The sequence below is a fragment of the Lacinutrix sp. MEBiC02404 genome, assembly GCF_053601575.1.
Window position 1 is genome coordinate 838,894 of record NZ_JBSHNV010000220.1, and the last position, 16,516, is coordinate 855,409.

Consider the following 16,516-nt stretch of genomic DNA (forward strand, 5'->3'; position numbering starts at 1 on the left):
CATATGGATTACGGAAAAGAATTCGAAAAATTTGCAATAAAAGATCAAGGAATTAGCAGCACATACTACAACAAAATAATTAGTAGCATGTATCCAACAAACTTGACACCAAACATAATTGAAGAACGTCAAATGAACATCGCTATTTTTGATGTATTTTCTCGTTTAATGATGGATAGAATCATCTTCTTAGGAACTGGGATTAACGACCAAGTTGCTAATATTATTCAAGCCCAATTATTGTTTTTAGAAAGTACAGATGCTAATAAAGACATTCAAATATACATCAACTCTCCAGGAGGAAGTGTATATGCAGGTCTTGGTATTTATGATACCATGCAGTTTATTAAACCAGATGTAGCTACAATTTGTACAGGAATGGCTGCTTCTATGGGAGCTGTTTTATTATGTGCAGGAACCAAAGGGAAACGTAGTGGTTTAACACATTCTCGTGTTATGATTCACCAACCTTTAGGTGGCGCACAAGGTCAAGCTAGTGATATAGAAATTACTGCTCGTGAAATCTTAATCTTAAAAGAAGAGCTTTATAATATTATTAGTAAGCATTCTGGTCAAGATTACGACAAAGTATACAACGATTCTGATCGTGATTATTGGATGAAATCGGATAAAGCGAAAGAATACGGAATGATTGATGAAATTTTAGTGAGAAGCTAAAATAAAAGTAAACTGTCATATCGAGCGAAGTGGAGCATCTTTAATAATAAATTCTTCATTTCGTTCCATTGGACATTATAATTTAAGTAATGGCAAAAGAAGATTTAGAATGTTCGTTTTGTGGACGTAAAAAACCCGAAACCAACTTATTAATAGCAGGATTAGATGCGCATATCTGCGATCGCTGTATTGAGCAAGCACATGGTATTGTTATCGAAGAATCCAAACAAACCGATAATAGTGACCTTTCTGCAGAGTTAGTATTACGCAAACCTAAAAAGATTAAAGGCTTTCTAGACGAATATATAATTGGTCAGGAAGCAACAAAAAAGGTAATGTCTGTTGCTGTATATAATCACTATAAAAGATTATTACAACCACCAAGTGATGATGATATTGAAATTCAAAAATCAAATATCATTATGGTTGGTCAAACCGGAACAGGTAAAACCTTAATGGCCAAGACTATTGCTAAAATGCTAAACGTACCATTAGCAATTGTAGATGCTACTGTTTTAACAGAAGCGGGTTATGTTGGTGAAGATGTAGAAAGTATTTTAACAAGATTACTACAAGCTGCAGATTACAATTTAGAAAAAGCTGAAAAAGGAATCGTTTTTATTGACGAAATAGATAAAATTGCGCGTAAGAGTGATAACCCATCTATAACTCGTGATGTTTCTGGTGAAGGTGTACAACAAGCATTATTGAAACTTTTGGAAGGTACCGTAGTAAATGTGCCGCCTAAAGGAGGACGTAAGCATCCAGATCAGAAATTTATTGAAGTAAATACAGAAAATATTTTATTCATTGCTGGAGGTGCTTTTGATGGTATTGATCGTGTAATCTCTAAAAGATTAAACATGCAAGCTGTTGGTTATTCTGCATCTATGAGTGATAACGTTGTAGATCAAAATCATTTATTACAGTATATTATTCCAAAAGATTTAAAAGACTTTGGTTTAATTCCTGAAATTATTGGTCGTCTTCCCGTATTAACATACATGGATCCTTTAGATGCTAAAACATTAAGAGCGATTTTAACAGAGCCTAAAAATGCAATCATTAAGCAATACAAGAAATTGTTCGAAATGGATGATATCGAGTTTACTATCGAAGATGGCGCTTTAGATTTTATTGTTGGTAAAGCAATAGAGTATAAGTTAGGAGCTCGTGGTTTACGTGCACTGTGCGAGGAAATTTTAACAGATGCTATGTTTGAATTACCAGGTAGTAAAGAGAAAGCATTAAATGTGACACAAGAATACGCAGAAGAAAAACTGACTAAAACAACTATAAAAAAATTGAAAGCAGTTTCTTAATTTTTATATGTTGTACTACCTATAAAAGCCATTTATAAATTTATTTGTAAATGGTTTTTTTTGTTTATTTTAAAGGATGAAATTTAAAGAGGTTAAAGAAATACAAACGAAAAGATTAACCCTGACTATTTTAAATAGGAAGGATGTCGATATTGTTTTTGCACTTCGTTCTAATGAAGAAGTAATACAATACATAGCAAGAGAACCTTTTAAAATTGCTTCTGAAGCAGAAGAGAAAACGAAAGAGTTAGTGAAGTATATAGATACTAATACATCCATTTCTTGGATTATCAACCGTACTTCGGAAACAAAAAAAATAGGAAGCATTTGCTTATGGAATTTTAGTACAGACAGAAAAACAGCGGAGGTTGGCTATGATTTATTACCAGAATACTACAATAAAGGAATCATGACAGAAGCTTTACAAAGTGTAGTGCATTTTGGTTTTGATGCACTGAAATTAAAAGCTATCGAAGCATTTACAAGCAGACATAATAAAGGTTCTATTGCTCTGTTAGAAAAGAATAATTTTATTCTAGAACAGCATAGGAAAGACGAAGGATTTCCGGATAATATTATTTTTCGTCTAACGCTTTAGTTTTTCTATTTTTAAAATAGCGATATAATTCAATATTCATAAAAATAAGAAGTAAGCCGTAAATAGAGTCCTCCACAGGGATATTACCAATTCTAATTCCTAGGTTTTCGGCGTCATTATACCAAACAATAGGTGCTACCAAAAAGCTTCCCGTAAGAATGCCGTTGCTAATAAAAAAGAAAGGAAGAATTAAAAAGTACGTGAAGTACTGGTATGAAAGATTTGTTTTCTTAACCTTTAAATACATTAGAAATACGGATGTACTTAGAAAAGTAATGGAAGTGTACCATTTTTCAAAATGAAAAAAGCCAACTATTAAAAGAACTACTATTAAAAAATAGCTTAAGCCTGATGCAATTTTTTCTAAAGGATTATGATTAATAATATGCTGTAAAGCAAAAAAGGTAAAGACACAACAATACGGAATACAGATAAAAAATAATACTTCTTCTAGCGGTAAATTTCCTAAATGAATCCCTGTTAAATATTCGGTGTTAAAACCCCAAACTCCCATGTTAGTGAAAATCGAATCCCATAAAATAAATAGTAAAGCAACAATAATATTGGCTTTAAAAAAGGAATTCCATTCTTTATAAAAGGCATGTTTTTTATAAAAACTCGCTATAAACGGAACAGTAATACAAGCTAAATCTACAAAAAGATAAGTGTATGATTGCATGTGTTATTTTTTAAAAGTGTTATGATACTTCTTCGGAACAAACAACATTCCAAAACATTCGCCTTCCTGTTTTCCTAAATGTTTGTGGTGCACTTTATGTGCTTTCCTTAAGCCAATAAGGTATTTGTTTTTGGTGTTTTTAAACCATTTAAAACGTTGGTGAATAAGTACATCGTGAATTAAGAAGTAACTCATTCCATAAAAGAAAATACCTAAGCCAATAAAGAATAGGTAGTTTAAGGTTGGTATTAATCCGAAGTATAAAAGTAGTATGCTAGGAGTGGCGAAAATGACAAAAAAAGCATCATTCTTTTCAAAAGCATGCGGGTATTTTGGTTCGTGATGATCTGCATGTAAATACCATAGAAAGCCATGCATTATATATTTATGAGTAAGCCAAGTAACCACTTCCATGCAAGAAAAGGTTACTATTGTAATTAGTATGTATAGTATAATATTCATTGTGTTGTAAGATACTTAATCGGTTAAAATTAATACGCATTTAATTTATATCGTATATACGATTTAGTTAGTATTACTAATTTTAACGGGTTTGAAACTCGAATTCTTCCGCTTAAAATCTTTTCAGGATCTGCTTTTTTAAGCTTCTTCAGTAATTTTAAATAATATCGATACGCAATATAAACGCCAAGCCTGCTTTCTAAAGGTAATTGAATGATACCTTTATATGCTTCTTGAAAATCCTTTTCAATGTCTTTTATTATTTCTTCTTTATTCGAATTGTTTAGTGAATTACTATCTAAATTAGGAAAGTACGAACGACCTAAGTTTTCGGTATCTTCTTTAATATCTCTTAAGAAATTTACTTTTTGAAACGCAGATCCTAATCGTGTGGCCGATTCTTTTAGCGCTTCAAATTTGGCATCATCGTTATTTACAAATACTCGCAAACACATTAAACCAACAACATCTGCAGATCCATATATGTAGTTTTCATAGGCTTCCTTAGTGGTGTAATCTGTTACTAGTAAATCAGCTTCCATTCGCTTTAGAAAATCATCTGCATAGCCTTGTAAATGATATTTATGTGCTACTTCTTGAAACGAATTTACAATGGGATTTAAACTAATTCTTCTATCTAATGATTTCTTGTAGTCTGTAACAAAATCATAGAATAAATCTTCTTGTGGATACGCTTCAAAAGAATCTACTATTTCATCCGCATAACGCACAAATCCATAGATGGCATAAATAGAAGGGCGTATAGAAGGAGCAAATAGTTTTATGCCAAGAGAAAACGATGTGCTGTAGCTGTTAGTAACAATCTTGCTACATTTTAAACTAGATGTGTCAAATAATGCTTTCATGTTATGCGATGTTTTTTATAATTAAATCACTTACTATTTTACCCGAAATTAAAGATGGTGGTACGCCTGGTCCAGGAACGGTTAGTTGTCCGCAGAAATATAAATTATCCACTTTTTTACTTTTTAATTTAGGTCTTAAAACATGTGTTTGTGTAAGTGTATTAGCCAGGCCATATGCGTTGCCTTTATATGAATTGTAATCGTCTTTAAAGTCTTTTACACAATACGATTCTTTAAATAAAATATTATTTTGAAGGTCTTCTCCAGTAATTTTTTCAACTCGATCTATAAGTTGTTTAAAGTAATGTTCTCTAATTTCTGGAGTGTCTTCTACATCTGGTGCAATAGGAATTAAAAAGATACCAGCTTCTTTGCCATCAGGAGCAGATGAAGCATCTGTTATACTTGGGAAGCTTGCATAAAATAAAGGCTTTTCTGCCCATTCTTTGGTGTCATAAATGGTTTTGGCGTGTGCATCAAAATCAGTGTCAAAAAATAAAGTGTGATGCGAAACGTTTTTTATTTTTTTATTAAATCCAACGTAGAATAATAATGCAGAAGGAGCAAAGGTTTTTTTATTCCAATACGATTCTGAATATTGCCTTAGTTCTTTTGGAAGTAAGGTTTCTGTATGGTGATAATCTGCTCCGCTTAACAATATGTCGCAGTGCATTAAACCTTTTTTCGTACTAACATTTACTACTTTTTTGTTTTCGATATGTATGGCTTCAACGGCGCAATCTGTTACTATTTTCACACCAAGACTTTTAGCAAGGCTTGTCATCGCTTTAACGACTTCGTACATACCTCCTTGTGGGTGCCATGTTCCTAATTTGAAATCGGCATAATTCATGAAGTTATAAAAGGAAGGTGTATTGCTTGGTTTGGCACCAAGAAATAAAACGGGAAATTCTAATATCTTTTGTAGCTTTTTGTTTTTTACATAACCTGTAACCTGTTTTTTTATAGTTAAAATAAACTCGTATAACTTTAAAATAGTTTTACTGTTTATAATTTCAAAAACGTGCACTCCGGGCTTGTACACTAAATCTTTAATTGCAATGTTGTAGTTTCTTTGCGCTTTGTCTATAAACTTTTGAAGTTTATTAGCGCTACCTTTTTCAATACCTTCAAAAGTTGTTTTTATATCTTCAAAATTGTCAGATATACTAATGGAATCTTTCTTTCCAAAATAAATTTGATAAGCAGGGTTTAGCTTATTTAGTTGGTAATACGCTTTAGTAGACGTGTTGAAATCATTGAAGAAACGTTCAAAAACATCAGGCATCCAATAAAAAGTTGGACCAATATCGAAAACAAAACCATCTTTTTTTAGTTGTCTTGCTCTTCCGCCAACCGTTTTGTTTTTCTCTAGAATGGTTACATCAAAACCTTTGCTTGCTAAATAACAGGAAGCAGATAAAGATGAAAATCCAGAACCAACGATTATAATTTTTTTTGAATTCATGGTATAATTTAATTAAATAAACCGACAACAAAAAGTAGTTATCGGTCTATTTATCAGTGTGTTATAAATATTTTACTCTTAATTATTAATCATTACTTTGTTTACTACGTGTATAACGCCGTTTCCAGCTTGAACATCGACAGCTACTATGCCAATATCTGTAGCTCCAGAGCCATCTGTAATGTCTGCTATATTACTACCAGAACCAGGTAGTGTAATCGTGATGTTATCACCTTCTAGTGTAGCAGCAGTCGTGTCACCAGGATTATTTAACATACTAGATGTGATGTTTGCTTCTTTAATTACGTGGTGTAATAGAATTTGAGTTAAAGGCCCTTCCGCAGGAATTGCAGCTAAAGCAGCAAAAGCATCATTTGTTGGCGCAAATACGGTAAAATCAGGATCTATGGTGTCTGTGTTTCCAATTGCTGTTCTCGATAATATACTAGCAAAATCTGTTGCAGGCGTTAAAGTTGTTAATGCTTGTACTAAAGTAGAGAACGTTGGGTCTGCTGTAGCAAAAGTAACTACGGTTGGAATATCAATTACGGTATCTACTGCATGAATTATTCCATTGGTTCCAACTACATCTGCTTGTGCTACTGTAGATATTCCATTAAATACTACTTCACTTGAAGTATTATAATATAAACTTAAAGCATTTCCACCAGGACCAGTTGCTCCTGTATTTGTATATCCTGCTCCAGCATCAACTAAAGAAGTAGAAGTTATGGTAGAACCTATAATAACGTGGTTTAATAATATTTGAGAAAGAACGGCAGTATCTACATTTGCTAAAGGAGTACCATTTAAAAAGGTGCTAAAAGCAGTATCGTCGGGTGCTAAAACTGTAAATGGTCCATCTCCACTAAGTACATTAACTAAGTTTCCATCTGCTGCACCTAAGGCAGCTACTAAATTGGAAAAAGCTGGATTCGCAACTGCGTGATCCACTATGGTTGGTAAACTTAGAACAGCGTCAATAATATGTACCGTTCCGTTGGATGCATCTGCATCAGCAGTAGTGACGGTTGCAACGTTATTAAACATCACGCCACCAGATGCATCAAAATAGATACTAATGTTTAAACCATCTGGACCACTTGCGCTTCCTGAGGTGTAGCCAGAACCCATAGATGCTAAATCACTAGAGGAAACATCTGCCATAATTACATGGTTTAAAAGTACTTGTGATAGTATATCTGTTGGTACATCTTCTAAAGATGCGAATCCGTTAGCAGATAAGAAAGTAGTAAAGGCAGCATTAGTTGGAGCAAGAACTGTAAAAGGTCCGTTTCCGCTTAATACAGAAACCAAGTTTCCGTCTGCTCTAGATAAAGCAGCTACTAAAGAACTTAAATCTGGTGTTGCTTGTGCTAATTCTATAATATTTGGTGTAGGAGTAATTGGGGTATTAGAACTATCATCATCATTACTACAAGATGTTACTAATAAGGATAGACTAAAAAGTGCGATAAAAAAGAATTTCGTTTTCATAATGTCTAATATTTTTTGTTATTGTTTGGACAAATATATAAAATAATTTTAATTTGTCAAATAAAATATATAAAAAGTTAGACAAAAGTTTTTTGATTGAAATATCGATTTCCTTATTTTTTGTTTAACTTTGCGTGGTAAATAATTAGACATGAGTAAATATACAATGGCACAGATTGTCACTTTAACAGGTATTAAAGCGCATACATTACGAAAATGGGAAACCAGATATAATTTTTTAAATCCCGAAAGAACCGATACTAATATTAGGTATTATTCAGATCTTCAATTAAAGAAGTTGTTGAATATTGGTGTTTTAACTAGAAATGGTTATCGGATTTCTAAAATAGATAAAATGTCGGATACCGAGATTCACCAAACCATTTCAGAGAAATTTATTTCTGGAGATTATGAAGACGAGATAAGTGCGCTAGTTATTAGTATGCTCGATATGGATGAGGTAACATTCAATGAAATACTAAGAACTCAAATTGTTAAAAAAGGTCTATTGGCTACTACTACAGATCTTATTTATCCTTTTCTAAACCAGGTTGGAGTTCTATGGGGAATTAATAAAGTAATGCCTGCTCAAGAACATTTTATTTCTAATTTAATTAAGAAAAAAATGTTTGCTTCTATAGATTTACTTGCGTATCCGCATAAAGGAGCTCCTAGTATATTAATGTTTTTGACGGAAGGAGAATACCATGAAATAGGACTTTTATTAGCGTATTATATAGCAAGAGAAATGGGGTGGAAAGTGTATTACTTAGGACAAAATGTACCTACGGAAAATATAAAACAAGTTATAGAGGAAGTAAAACCAGAATTAATGCTGTCTATGTTTGTAACGCCAACTGAAGAATCTGTTTCTAGTAAAATAGATACTATATTATCCCAAGGAGATATTGCGCTTTTGGTTTCCGGAAACCCAACTATTTTAGAGAATGTTAGTCAAGATAAGAGGGTGAAATACTTAGCACATCCCGAAGAACTAATTGGTCTTTTGAAAAAATAAAAATAAAATTAAATAATAAAAAAAACCCGAGCAAATTGCTTGGGTTTTTTATTGTTTATGGACGATAATTAATACTACATTAGTATATAGTAATCGATTAATAGCAAGGCTAAAGTAGTTTTAATTTATTAAATAATAAACTGTTTTAGACAAAGTATAACTTATACTCGTTGTAAGAAAAAGGATTGTTTTTTTCTTCGATTAACTACTTTCAGTATAAAAACATTCAGCGTTAACTATTTAGTTTCAATAACTCTTCTATATAATCTCTAGTGTTAGAAAGTCTAGGTATTTTATGTTGCCCACCAAGTTTGTTGTTCTGTTTTAGCCAATCATAAAACAGTTTTTCTCTAGCAACATGAACGGTTGGTTTGTTAAGTGTCAAGTTGTTATAGCGCTTTGCTTCGTAGTCCGAATTTAGAGCCTTTAACGCATTGTCAAACAATTCATTAAACATGTTTATGTCTTTTGGTGGTTTTTTAAATTCTATTAGCCATTCATGAGCACCTTTTTCTTTGCCTTGCATAAAAATTGGAGCAGCGGTATAATCTACAATTTCTGCTTTTGTTTTTTTGCAAACTGTTTTTAGTGCGTCTTCTGCATTTTCAATTATTAGCTCTTCACCAAATACATTGATATGGTGTTTTGTTCGTCCGGAAACCTTTATTCTATATGGTTTGGTAGAAGTAAATCGAACTGTGTCCCCAATTTTGTAACGCCATAATCCAGCATTTGTAGTGATAATTACCGCGTAGTTTTTGCCAATTTCGACTTCGGCAAGCGGAATAATTTTTTCGTTAAAACCGCCATAAGTTTCCATGGGAATAAATTCATAAAAAATCCCGTAATCCAACATGAGTAGTAATTCACTAGAATTGTTATGATCTTGAATCGCAAAGAATCCTTCCGAAGCATTATAAATTTCATAATACTTAAAACTACTGTTTGGTAAAATATTTTTGTATTGCTGTTGGTACGGCGTAAAACTAACACCTCCATGAAAATAAACTTCTAAATTTGGCCAAACTTCATGTAAATTACCTTTTCCTGTTGTTTCTAAAACATTGTTTAATAAAACCAACATCCAAGAAGGTACACCTGCAAGACTGGTTACGTTTTCATTTATAGTTTCGTTTACAATGGCTTGCATTTTATGTTCCCAATCACTCATGAGAGAAACTTTGTTGCTTGGCGTGCTACTAAATTCAGCCCAGAAAGGCATGTTATCAATCAAAATAGCACTTAAATCGCCAAAAGCAGTTCCGTTTTCTTTGTAAAGTTCTTTACTGCCACCTAGACGTAAACTTTTTCCTGTAAAGAGTTGAGAGTCTTCATTGTTATTTAAGTACATACAAAGTAAATCTTTACTTGCTGCATAATGACAATCTTCTAAAGAGTCAGTGCTAACCGGAATAAATTTACTTTTCGCATTTGTGGTTCCGCTAGATTTTGCAAACCATTTAATAGGTGTTGGCCAAAAGATATTGTTTTCTCCTTTTCTAGAGCGCTCAATACTAGGTTGGAAATCTTCATAACAAGAAACAGGAACACGGGCCGCAAATTGGGTATAGTTTCTAATGGATGCAAAATCATATTGCCTACCAATCTCGGTATCTTTTGCTGTGTCTATAAGTTCTAACAGTAATTCTGTTTGTACTTCGTTTGGGTATTTTAAAAATAATTCGATTTGGTGAAATCGTTTTTTTAAAAACCACGAAGCAATAGAATTGACTATAGGAATTGCCATATTTATACTATCTTTATTCTTAATTAGATTTGCTTATAAAAATTGCTTTTTTCGATACTAATTTCACGCTGAAATTTTCGAGAAGCGCCTTTATCTTTTATAAGTATCTTCAACGATAAAAATAAGACTTTTTTTTATGTTCTACCAAGGTGTTTTAACAAAAATGGCAACCGAGTTTACAAAGCCTATTCAATATTATTTAGTGTTTGAAAGTGATTTCTTGAATATGAACCAGTTGCTAGGCAAGACAATAGATATTAAGTTTATAAAATACCAATGTTTAAATTGTAGTTTCAACAAAGAAATTTACAGACAAGGTTTTTGTAAAAGCTGTTTTTTTGACATTCCCCAAGCAGCAGATTGGATTATACGTCCAGAATTGAGCACAGCGCATTTAGATAAAGAAGATCGCGATTTAGCTTACGAAAAGAAAGTGCAACTGCAACCACATATTGTTTACTTAGCTAATTCAAGTAATGTAAAAGTTGGTGTTACTAGAAAAGGGCAGGTACCAACACGTTGGATAGATCAAGGTGCTCATGAAGCTATTGAAATTGTAGAAGTGCCAAATAGATATTTAGCAGGAATTACGGAGGTTGCTTTAAAAGATCATGTTGCAGACAAAACGAATTGGCGAACCATGTTGAAAAATGAAATAGCAGATGAAGATTTGGTGGTTTGGCGAGAACGCTTAAAACAATATATACCAGACGAAGCACAACAGTATTTTATTGAAAATAATACGGAAACGAATATAGAATTTCCGGTGTTGCAATATCCTTTAAAGCCAAAAAGCTTAAATATAAAAAAGCAAGGAAGTTATTCTGGTAAATTGGTTGGGATAAAGGGGCAATACCTCATTTTTGAAGATCAAACGGTTTTTAACGTGAGATCTAATGAAGGTTTGGTTGTAGCAATTACAGTAGATTAAGACAAACAAAAAAACACGCTTTTTAATAAAAGCGTGTTTTTGTATATATGTAAAAAGAAGTATCTACTAAATATCTTCAGCGTCTCTTAAACCTTGAATATAAGATGCTTTTTGTACTTGACGTCTACGTTTTACAGATGGCTTAGTGAAAAACTGGTTTTCTCTTAAGTTCTGCATAACTTTCACATTTCTGTGTTTACGCTTGTAACGTTTTAAAGCACGTTCTATATTTTCTCCTTCTTTTATTTCTATTCTTAACATAATGAATCTTTAATTGTGGATGCAAAAGTAATTAATTATTCTTATTTTATAATATTTATTTACTTTTTTTTTCTTCTTTTTTACTCTATCGAGTCTTTTACAGTTTCTTTCTTCTTTTTTCCTCCAAAAAGACCACCTAAAATATCTTTTACACCGTCTTCAACAGTTGGTTTTGTAGGCGTTGTTTCTGTATTTGTGGAATCTGTGTTATTTGTGTTTGCGGTATTTCCTCCTATAATATCATTAAGGACATTTTTTATTGGATTGCTATTTTGTGTTTTTGTAGAGTCGGTTTTAGGTTTGGTTCCTCCTAAAGCATCACCAATTAAATCTTGTAATTGTTGTGTGCCTTGATTTAAAAGTTTTTGTTTTTCAATTTCAATTAGTTGTTTGGTAAGATTGGTAATGCCGCTTGTTAAATCTGTTTTAACGGTTGGAGCGCTAAAAGTACCACCAATTATTGCTGTTACAGGAATTGTTATTTTATCTGCGGCAGGATCGTTTATTTTACCAATAAGTTGATTGATTTCGCTTCCTAGGTATTTTGCAGGAACTTGTAAAACGGCATTGTAAGCCATGCTTTTGTCAAAGCCATGCGATCCATCGACAGTAATGTTAATGTCTTTGTATTTAATATCAAAAGGTTTCACATTTACTTTTCCGTCCTTAAATTCTAATTTTGTTTTTAGGTCTTTTAAATCTAATTTATCAAAATCTATAAAACTAAATGCGCCATTTAGTTTGCTTAATAAAGGAGCGGTTTCCGAAGAAATATCTGTAGTTAACAGTTCTGCAAGTGCATTACCAGAAACCGAAGCCAAATCTGGGGAAAAATGCTCATCTAAAGCGCCAGAAAGATTAATGGTTGTATTTAGTTTTCCTTGTAAAACTTTAGCAATAGGAGCTAAGCTTTGTAGTAATTCTAAACCTTTAAAGGATTCTGAAATGTCAAAATTTGCAATACCAAGGTTCATATTAAAAAGAGGTGTTTTACTTTTCGTGTCTACCAAACCAGAAACAGCAATATCGCCATCAAAAAGGTTAGAGGTTAGGTTTTCTAAAGTGGCTTGTTCGTCTTTTATTTTTAGATTTCCTTTTACATTTTTAAGGGTTAAGTTATCGTATAAAACCGTTTTCGCGTCTGCTTTAATAGTACAATCTAAAAATGCTGGAATTTTCAGCGATTCTTCACTGGACGTCGTTTTGTTTTTAGAAGCAGTTTCCGTTTCAGCAACCATAAAATCATCTACAGCAAAGGTGTTTGATTTTACATTAAAATCTCCTTTTAGCTTTCCATCACTAAGTAAAAAACCTAATAGATTATTAATGGTTCCTGTTGCATTTATATCACTAGTTCCTGTTCTTGCATCAAAATTGTTTAGCGAAACAGTTCCAGGGTGAAAGGTGATATCTGCTTTGCTTATATGAATTGGATTTACAATGTCTTCTCCAGAAAATATAAAATCCGTAATACTTACCGTTCCATTATTTTTAATGCGTTGGTATGCATTGGTTTCTAAAGCATTCATGTCAAAAGAAGTGTTTAGCTTTGCTTTTAAAATTCCGCTTAATTCTTTTTCTAAAGTTACAGGATAGGCTTTGGTGATGTTTGCTAGGTTTAAAACACCATCAATGTCAGCGTTTACAAACATATTTTTGGTGATATTTTTTAAAGTAGCTGAAGACTTAAAAATATCTTCGTCTATTTTAAAATTTAAAGTTTTAATGTCTATATAGGTGTTGTCCACGTTTCCATCATCGTTTTTTACCGATGCGTTTATGATGATGTTTTGTACGCTTTTTGGTAAATCTGGATATTTAAACGAAGCATTGTTAGATGCTATGTTTATGTCTAAATGCGGAATAGTGGTGTCGCTACTCAAACCTTTAATAATTCCTTTTACTTTAAAGGTTCCTGTTGTTGCTACGTTTTCGATGTTTTTTGAATATTCTTTCGGAATAATAGCTAAAAAGTCTTTAAAATCGGAACCCGAATTTTCAAAAGAAATATCTATGTTTTGACCTTCGTCTACCATTTGAATAAATCCTTGAAACGCTAATGGTAACTGGTTGATTACTGCCTTGTTTTCTTTAAAAGTGTATTTATTATTTTCTAAATCCAGATCGATTAATGCATCTAGTTTAATGGTGTTGTTGCTGAGGTATTCTGTACTATCTAATTTTAAACTTACTCTAGCTTCCGTATTGGTGTCTAGTTCTGAAACTTCACCAGAAAAAGTTCCTTTTCCCGAGTGATTTAATTCGGTGATATAAAAGGTAATGTTCGATTTTTCATCCAAATACGTAAAAGCACTATTGTTTATCGCGTAATCTTTAATGTCAAAACTAAAACTAGAGTCACCTTCTGTATTGGTGCTTTTTGTTTCCTTTTCATCTTTTTTAGCAATGTCGTAGTTTACATCTCCAAATTTGTTGGTCTTTAAAGTTAATAAAGCTTCGTTTACGTTTATAGCATTTACAACAATTGGTCCTTCGTCTGCTTTTTTGAATAGCTCTTTTATAGACATATCAAAAGTAATAGACTTGGCAGTAGCAAAAGTTTCGTCTTTAAAAGGTTCAAAGTTGGTGATTACTAAATCGTTTACACTAACATGTGCTTGCGGAAAGCTGCTTAAAAAGCTTAAGCTTACATCGCTAAATTCTACTTTAGCATTCATGTTTTCGTTTATAAAACGTTTTACCATATCCTTAATTTGTGATTTAAACATAAAAGGAATGGCAACCAAAAGTGCCACTATAATGAGTAAAGTAATACCAGTAATTTTTAAAGCTTTCTTCATAAAAAAAATACAAATTTGTTTGTGTACGTATTTACGTAATAATACTCGGTTTAGATGTTGTAAAGATAGACTTTAGCAAAATTTTAGCGTTTAAAGTAAATCTATTTCTTCGTTAATTTTAAGGTTAAAACGTTTTCTAAAAATATAGACGCCTAAATACAAAAAAGGAGTGTCAAAAAGAGCGATGAGCACTTTGAAAACAAATCCTGCAATTAGTAAGCCAGCAAACTTATCCCAAGCTATAATATGAAAAGAGCATAATAAAATTAAAATGGTAAACGTATCTACAAACTGGGAGAAAAAGGTGGAGAAATTATTTCGCAACCATAAATGTTTTCCTTTGGTTACGCGTTTCCAGAAATGGTAAATTTGAATATCTATTAATTGCGCAAATAAGTAAGCCATCATGCTAGCAAAAACAGCAATTGCTGTGCTGCCAAAAACAGTGGTAAATAGATTGTTGTCTACTGGCGACCAACTTGTAGCAGGCACTGCATTGGCGACATAAACAATTAGCATGGAGAAAAAGGAGGCGAAAATTCCAGCGATAACAATGTCGTTTGCTCGTTTTTTACCATAGATTTCACTAATTAAATCGGTGATTAAAAAGGTAATAGGATATGGTAAAATACCAACGGAAATTTCAAATAATTTGGAACCAAATATCTCTACATCAATTGGGTGCCAATAAAAAAACTTTTGAAATATTAAATTAGAAACCACTAATGAAGTTATAAATAAAGCACCCAGAAATAGGTAAATACGTTGTGCAGCAAGTTTATCTTTTAATGTCATAATATGTACTTCGAAATCGGGAAGCTAAATTTTGTTTACTAAATTTTCTGTTAATTTTTGTTTTTCATCTGTCACATTTAGCGTATTCAGATTAGACAAGTTTCCACTCAAAAACTTTTGAGATTAAATTGTGAATAAATAGCTAAGATAAATATAAAGCATTAAAAATTGTTTTAGTTATTTTGCAGGAATTCGTCTTTTCTTTTGTTTTTAACTATTTGTGGGAAATAGAAAAAAGTAAGATGTGTTAATTTACTTATGAACCAACCAAAAAAAGCATACATTTCTTTAGGAAGCAATCAAGGCGACAAATTTAAAAATTTGCAAAATGCTGTTGATCGCATTCACGAACAAGTTGGTAATATTAAAATAATATCTAAGGTCTATAAAACACCTGCTTTTGGTTTTAAAGGCGAGTCCTTTTTAAATACGTGTTTAATTTTAGAAACGGAATTTAAAGCAAGTAAGCTTTTAAAGATTTTGTTAGATATTGAAAAACAATTAGGAAGAGTTCGCTCTAAAAATGAAGGATATGAATCTAGAATTATAGATTTAGATATTGTTTTTTACGAAGACGAAATTGTAGATTCTAAATCCTTACAGATTCCGCATCCAGAAATGCATAAACGCAAGTTTGTATTGGAGCCTTTACATAATATAGCTTCGCAAATGAAGCATCCCATATTAAACAAAGAAGTTGGTGTTTTGTTAGCTGAATGCGAGGATACTAGTGTTTTGGAGCCAGTAAATATTTGGTTAAAAAATACAAGTAAGCAGTATGATTTTTCTAAATATAATTTTATTGCAATAGAAGGGAATATAGGAGCAGGAAAAACGAGCTTCACCAATAAAATGGCACATGATTTTAATGCGAAACTTATTTTGGAACGTTTTGCAGATAATCCGTTTTTGCCTAAATTTTATAAAGAGCCAAAGCGTTATGCATTTACTTTAGAAATGTCTTTTCTTGCCGATCGCTATCAGCAAATTAGTGATGATTTATCACAATTAGATTTATTTAAAGATTTTATTGTTAGTGATTATGATGTGTTTAAATCTCTAATATTCTCAAAAATTACTTTACCCGAAGATGAGTTTAAACTCTACAGAAAACTCTTTTATCAGGTATATAAAGACATCGCAAAACCAGATTTGTATGTGTATTTATATCAGAATACAGAAAGACTTCAAGCCAATATTAAAAAAAGAGGTAGAAGCTACGAGAAGGATATTGAAAACGATTATTTAGATAAAATCAATTCTGGTTATTTAGAGTTTTTAAAAGAGCAAACCGAATTGAATGTCAAGATTATTGATATTTCTGAAAAAGACTTTGTTAAAAACCGAGCAGACTATCTTTGGTTGTTGGATAGAATTTGTGAATAGTTGTTTA

The 16,516-nt window shown here is 32.0% G+C and carries 15 protein-coding genes; 6 read left to right on the forward strand and 9 right to left on the reverse strand.

The window, feature by feature from the left end; genetic code table 11:
• The first annotated feature begins 3 nt into the window (after positions 1 to 3).
• From clpP to ACVCXO_RS18175, 3 genes are all read left to right on the forward strand, one after another.
• A complete protein-coding gene (gene clpP / locus ACVCXO_RS18165) occupies positions 4 to 678 on the forward strand; it encodes an ATP-dependent Clp endopeptidase proteolytic subunit ClpP (RefSeq protein WP_055443725.1) in 675 nt (224 codons plus the stop codon).
• Between the two features lie 89 nt (positions 679 to 767).
• Entirely contained in the window at positions 768 to 2,000 is a 1,233-nt protein-coding gene (gene clpX / locus ACVCXO_RS18170) for an ATP-dependent Clp protease ATP-binding subunit ClpX (RefSeq protein ID WP_452231008.1), read from the forward strand.
• 76 nt (positions 2,001 to 2,076) lie between these two features.
• Positions 2,077 to 2,598 carry a GNAT family N-acetyltransferase gene (locus ACVCXO_RS18175; protein WP_452231009.1) on the forward strand — a complete coding sequence of 174 codons (522 nt, stop codon included), beginning with the start codon at positions 2,077 to 2,079 and terminating at the stop codon, positions 2,596 to 2,598.
• Here the strand turns inward: ACVCXO_RS18175 and ACVCXO_RS18180 are convergent.
• From ACVCXO_RS18180 to ACVCXO_RS18200, 5 genes are all read right to left on the reverse strand, one after another.
• Entirely contained in the window at positions 2,576 to 3,277 is a 702-nt protein-coding gene (locus ACVCXO_RS18180) for a lycopene cyclase domain-containing protein (RefSeq protein ID WP_452231010.1), read from the reverse strand. The two genes, ACVCXO_RS18175 and ACVCXO_RS18180, sit on opposite strands and share 23 nt — an antisense overlap.
• Positions 3,278 to 3,280: 3 nt before the next feature.
• On the reverse strand, positions 3,281 to 3,739 hold the full coding sequence (locus tag ACVCXO_RS18185; protein WP_452231011.1) for a sterol desaturase family protein: 459 nt from the start codon (positions 3,737 to 3,739) through the stop codon (positions 3,281 to 3,283).
• 29 nt (positions 3,740 to 3,768) lie between these two features.
• Entirely contained in the window at positions 3,769 to 4,605 is an 837-nt protein-coding gene (locus ACVCXO_RS18190; RefSeq protein WP_452231012.1) for a phytoene/squalene synthase family protein, read from the reverse strand.
• 1 nt (position 4,606) lies between these two features.
• Entirely contained in the window at positions 4,607 to 6,073 is a 1,467-nt protein-coding gene (locus tag ACVCXO_RS18195; protein WP_452231013.1) for a phytoene desaturase family protein, read from the reverse strand.
• A 78-nt stretch (positions 6,074 to 6,151) separates the two neighbouring features.
• Positions 6,152 to 7,570 carry a fasciclin domain-containing protein gene (locus ACVCXO_RS18200; protein ID WP_452231014.1) on the reverse strand — a complete coding sequence of 473 codons (1,419 nt, stop codon included), beginning with the start codon at positions 7,568 to 7,570 and terminating at the stop codon, positions 6,152 to 6,154.
• A 151-nt stretch (positions 7,571 to 7,721) separates the two neighbouring features.
• Here ACVCXO_RS18200 and ACVCXO_RS18205 point away from each other — a divergent pair, with 151 nt between their 5' ends.
• Positions 7,722 to 8,588 (forward strand): MerR family transcriptional regulator, encoded by an 867-nt coding sequence (locus tag ACVCXO_RS18205; RefSeq protein ID WP_452231015.1) that lies wholly within the window; start codon positions 7,722 to 7,724, stop codon positions 8,586 to 8,588.
• A gap of 232 nt (positions 8,589 to 8,820) precedes the next feature.
• Here the strand turns inward: ACVCXO_RS18205 and ACVCXO_RS18210 are convergent, their stop codons facing one another.
• On the reverse strand, positions 8,821 to 10,335 hold the full coding sequence (locus tag ACVCXO_RS18210; RefSeq protein ID WP_452231016.1) for a GH3 auxin-responsive promoter family protein: 1,515 nt from the start codon (positions 10,333 to 10,335) through the stop codon (positions 8,821 to 8,823).
• A 136-nt stretch (positions 10,336 to 10,471) separates the two neighbouring features.
• Between ACVCXO_RS18210 and ACVCXO_RS18215 the strand changes: the two genes are divergently transcribed.
• Positions 10,472 to 11,266: a DUF2797 domain-containing protein gene (locus ACVCXO_RS18215; RefSeq protein WP_452231017.1), complete on the forward strand. Its 795-nt coding sequence runs from the start codon at positions 10,472 to 10,474 to the stop codon at positions 11,264 to 11,266.
• Positions 11,267 to 11,332: 66 nt separating this feature from the next.
• On the opposite strand, the gene rpsU is transcribed toward ACVCXO_RS18215, so the two are convergent.
• The 3 genes from rpsU to ACVCXO_RS18230 form a co-directional block, all read right to left on the reverse strand.
• The gene (rpsU, locus tag ACVCXO_RS18220; protein WP_055443717.1) at positions 11,333 to 11,527 is read right to left on the reverse strand and encodes a 30S ribosomal protein S21; all 195 of its coding nucleotides are present in this window, start codon (positions 11,525 to 11,527) and stop codon (positions 11,333 to 11,335) included.
• Positions 11,528 to 11,607: 80 nt separating this feature from the next.
• The gene (locus tag ACVCXO_RS18225) at positions 11,608 to 14,328 is read right to left on the reverse strand and encodes an AsmA family protein (RefSeq protein WP_452231018.1); all 2,721 of its coding nucleotides are present in this window, start codon (positions 14,326 to 14,328) and stop codon (positions 11,608 to 11,610) included.
• Between the two features lie 90 nt (positions 14,329 to 14,418).
• Positions 14,419 to 15,123: a queuosine precursor transporter gene (locus ACVCXO_RS18230; protein WP_452231019.1), complete on the reverse strand. Its 705-nt coding sequence runs from the start codon at positions 15,121 to 15,123 to the stop codon at positions 14,419 to 14,421.
• Positions 15,124 to 15,381: 258 nt separating this feature from the next.
• Between ACVCXO_RS18230 and folK the strand changes: the two genes are divergently transcribed.
• On the forward strand, positions 15,382 to 16,509 hold the full coding sequence (gene folK / locus ACVCXO_RS18235) for a 2-amino-4-hydroxy-6-hydroxymethyldihydropteridine diphosphokinase (RefSeq protein ID WP_452231020.1): 1,128 nt from the start codon (positions 15,382 to 15,384) through the stop codon (positions 16,507 to 16,509).
• The last annotated feature ends 7 nt before the right edge of the window (positions 16,510 to 16,516 follow it).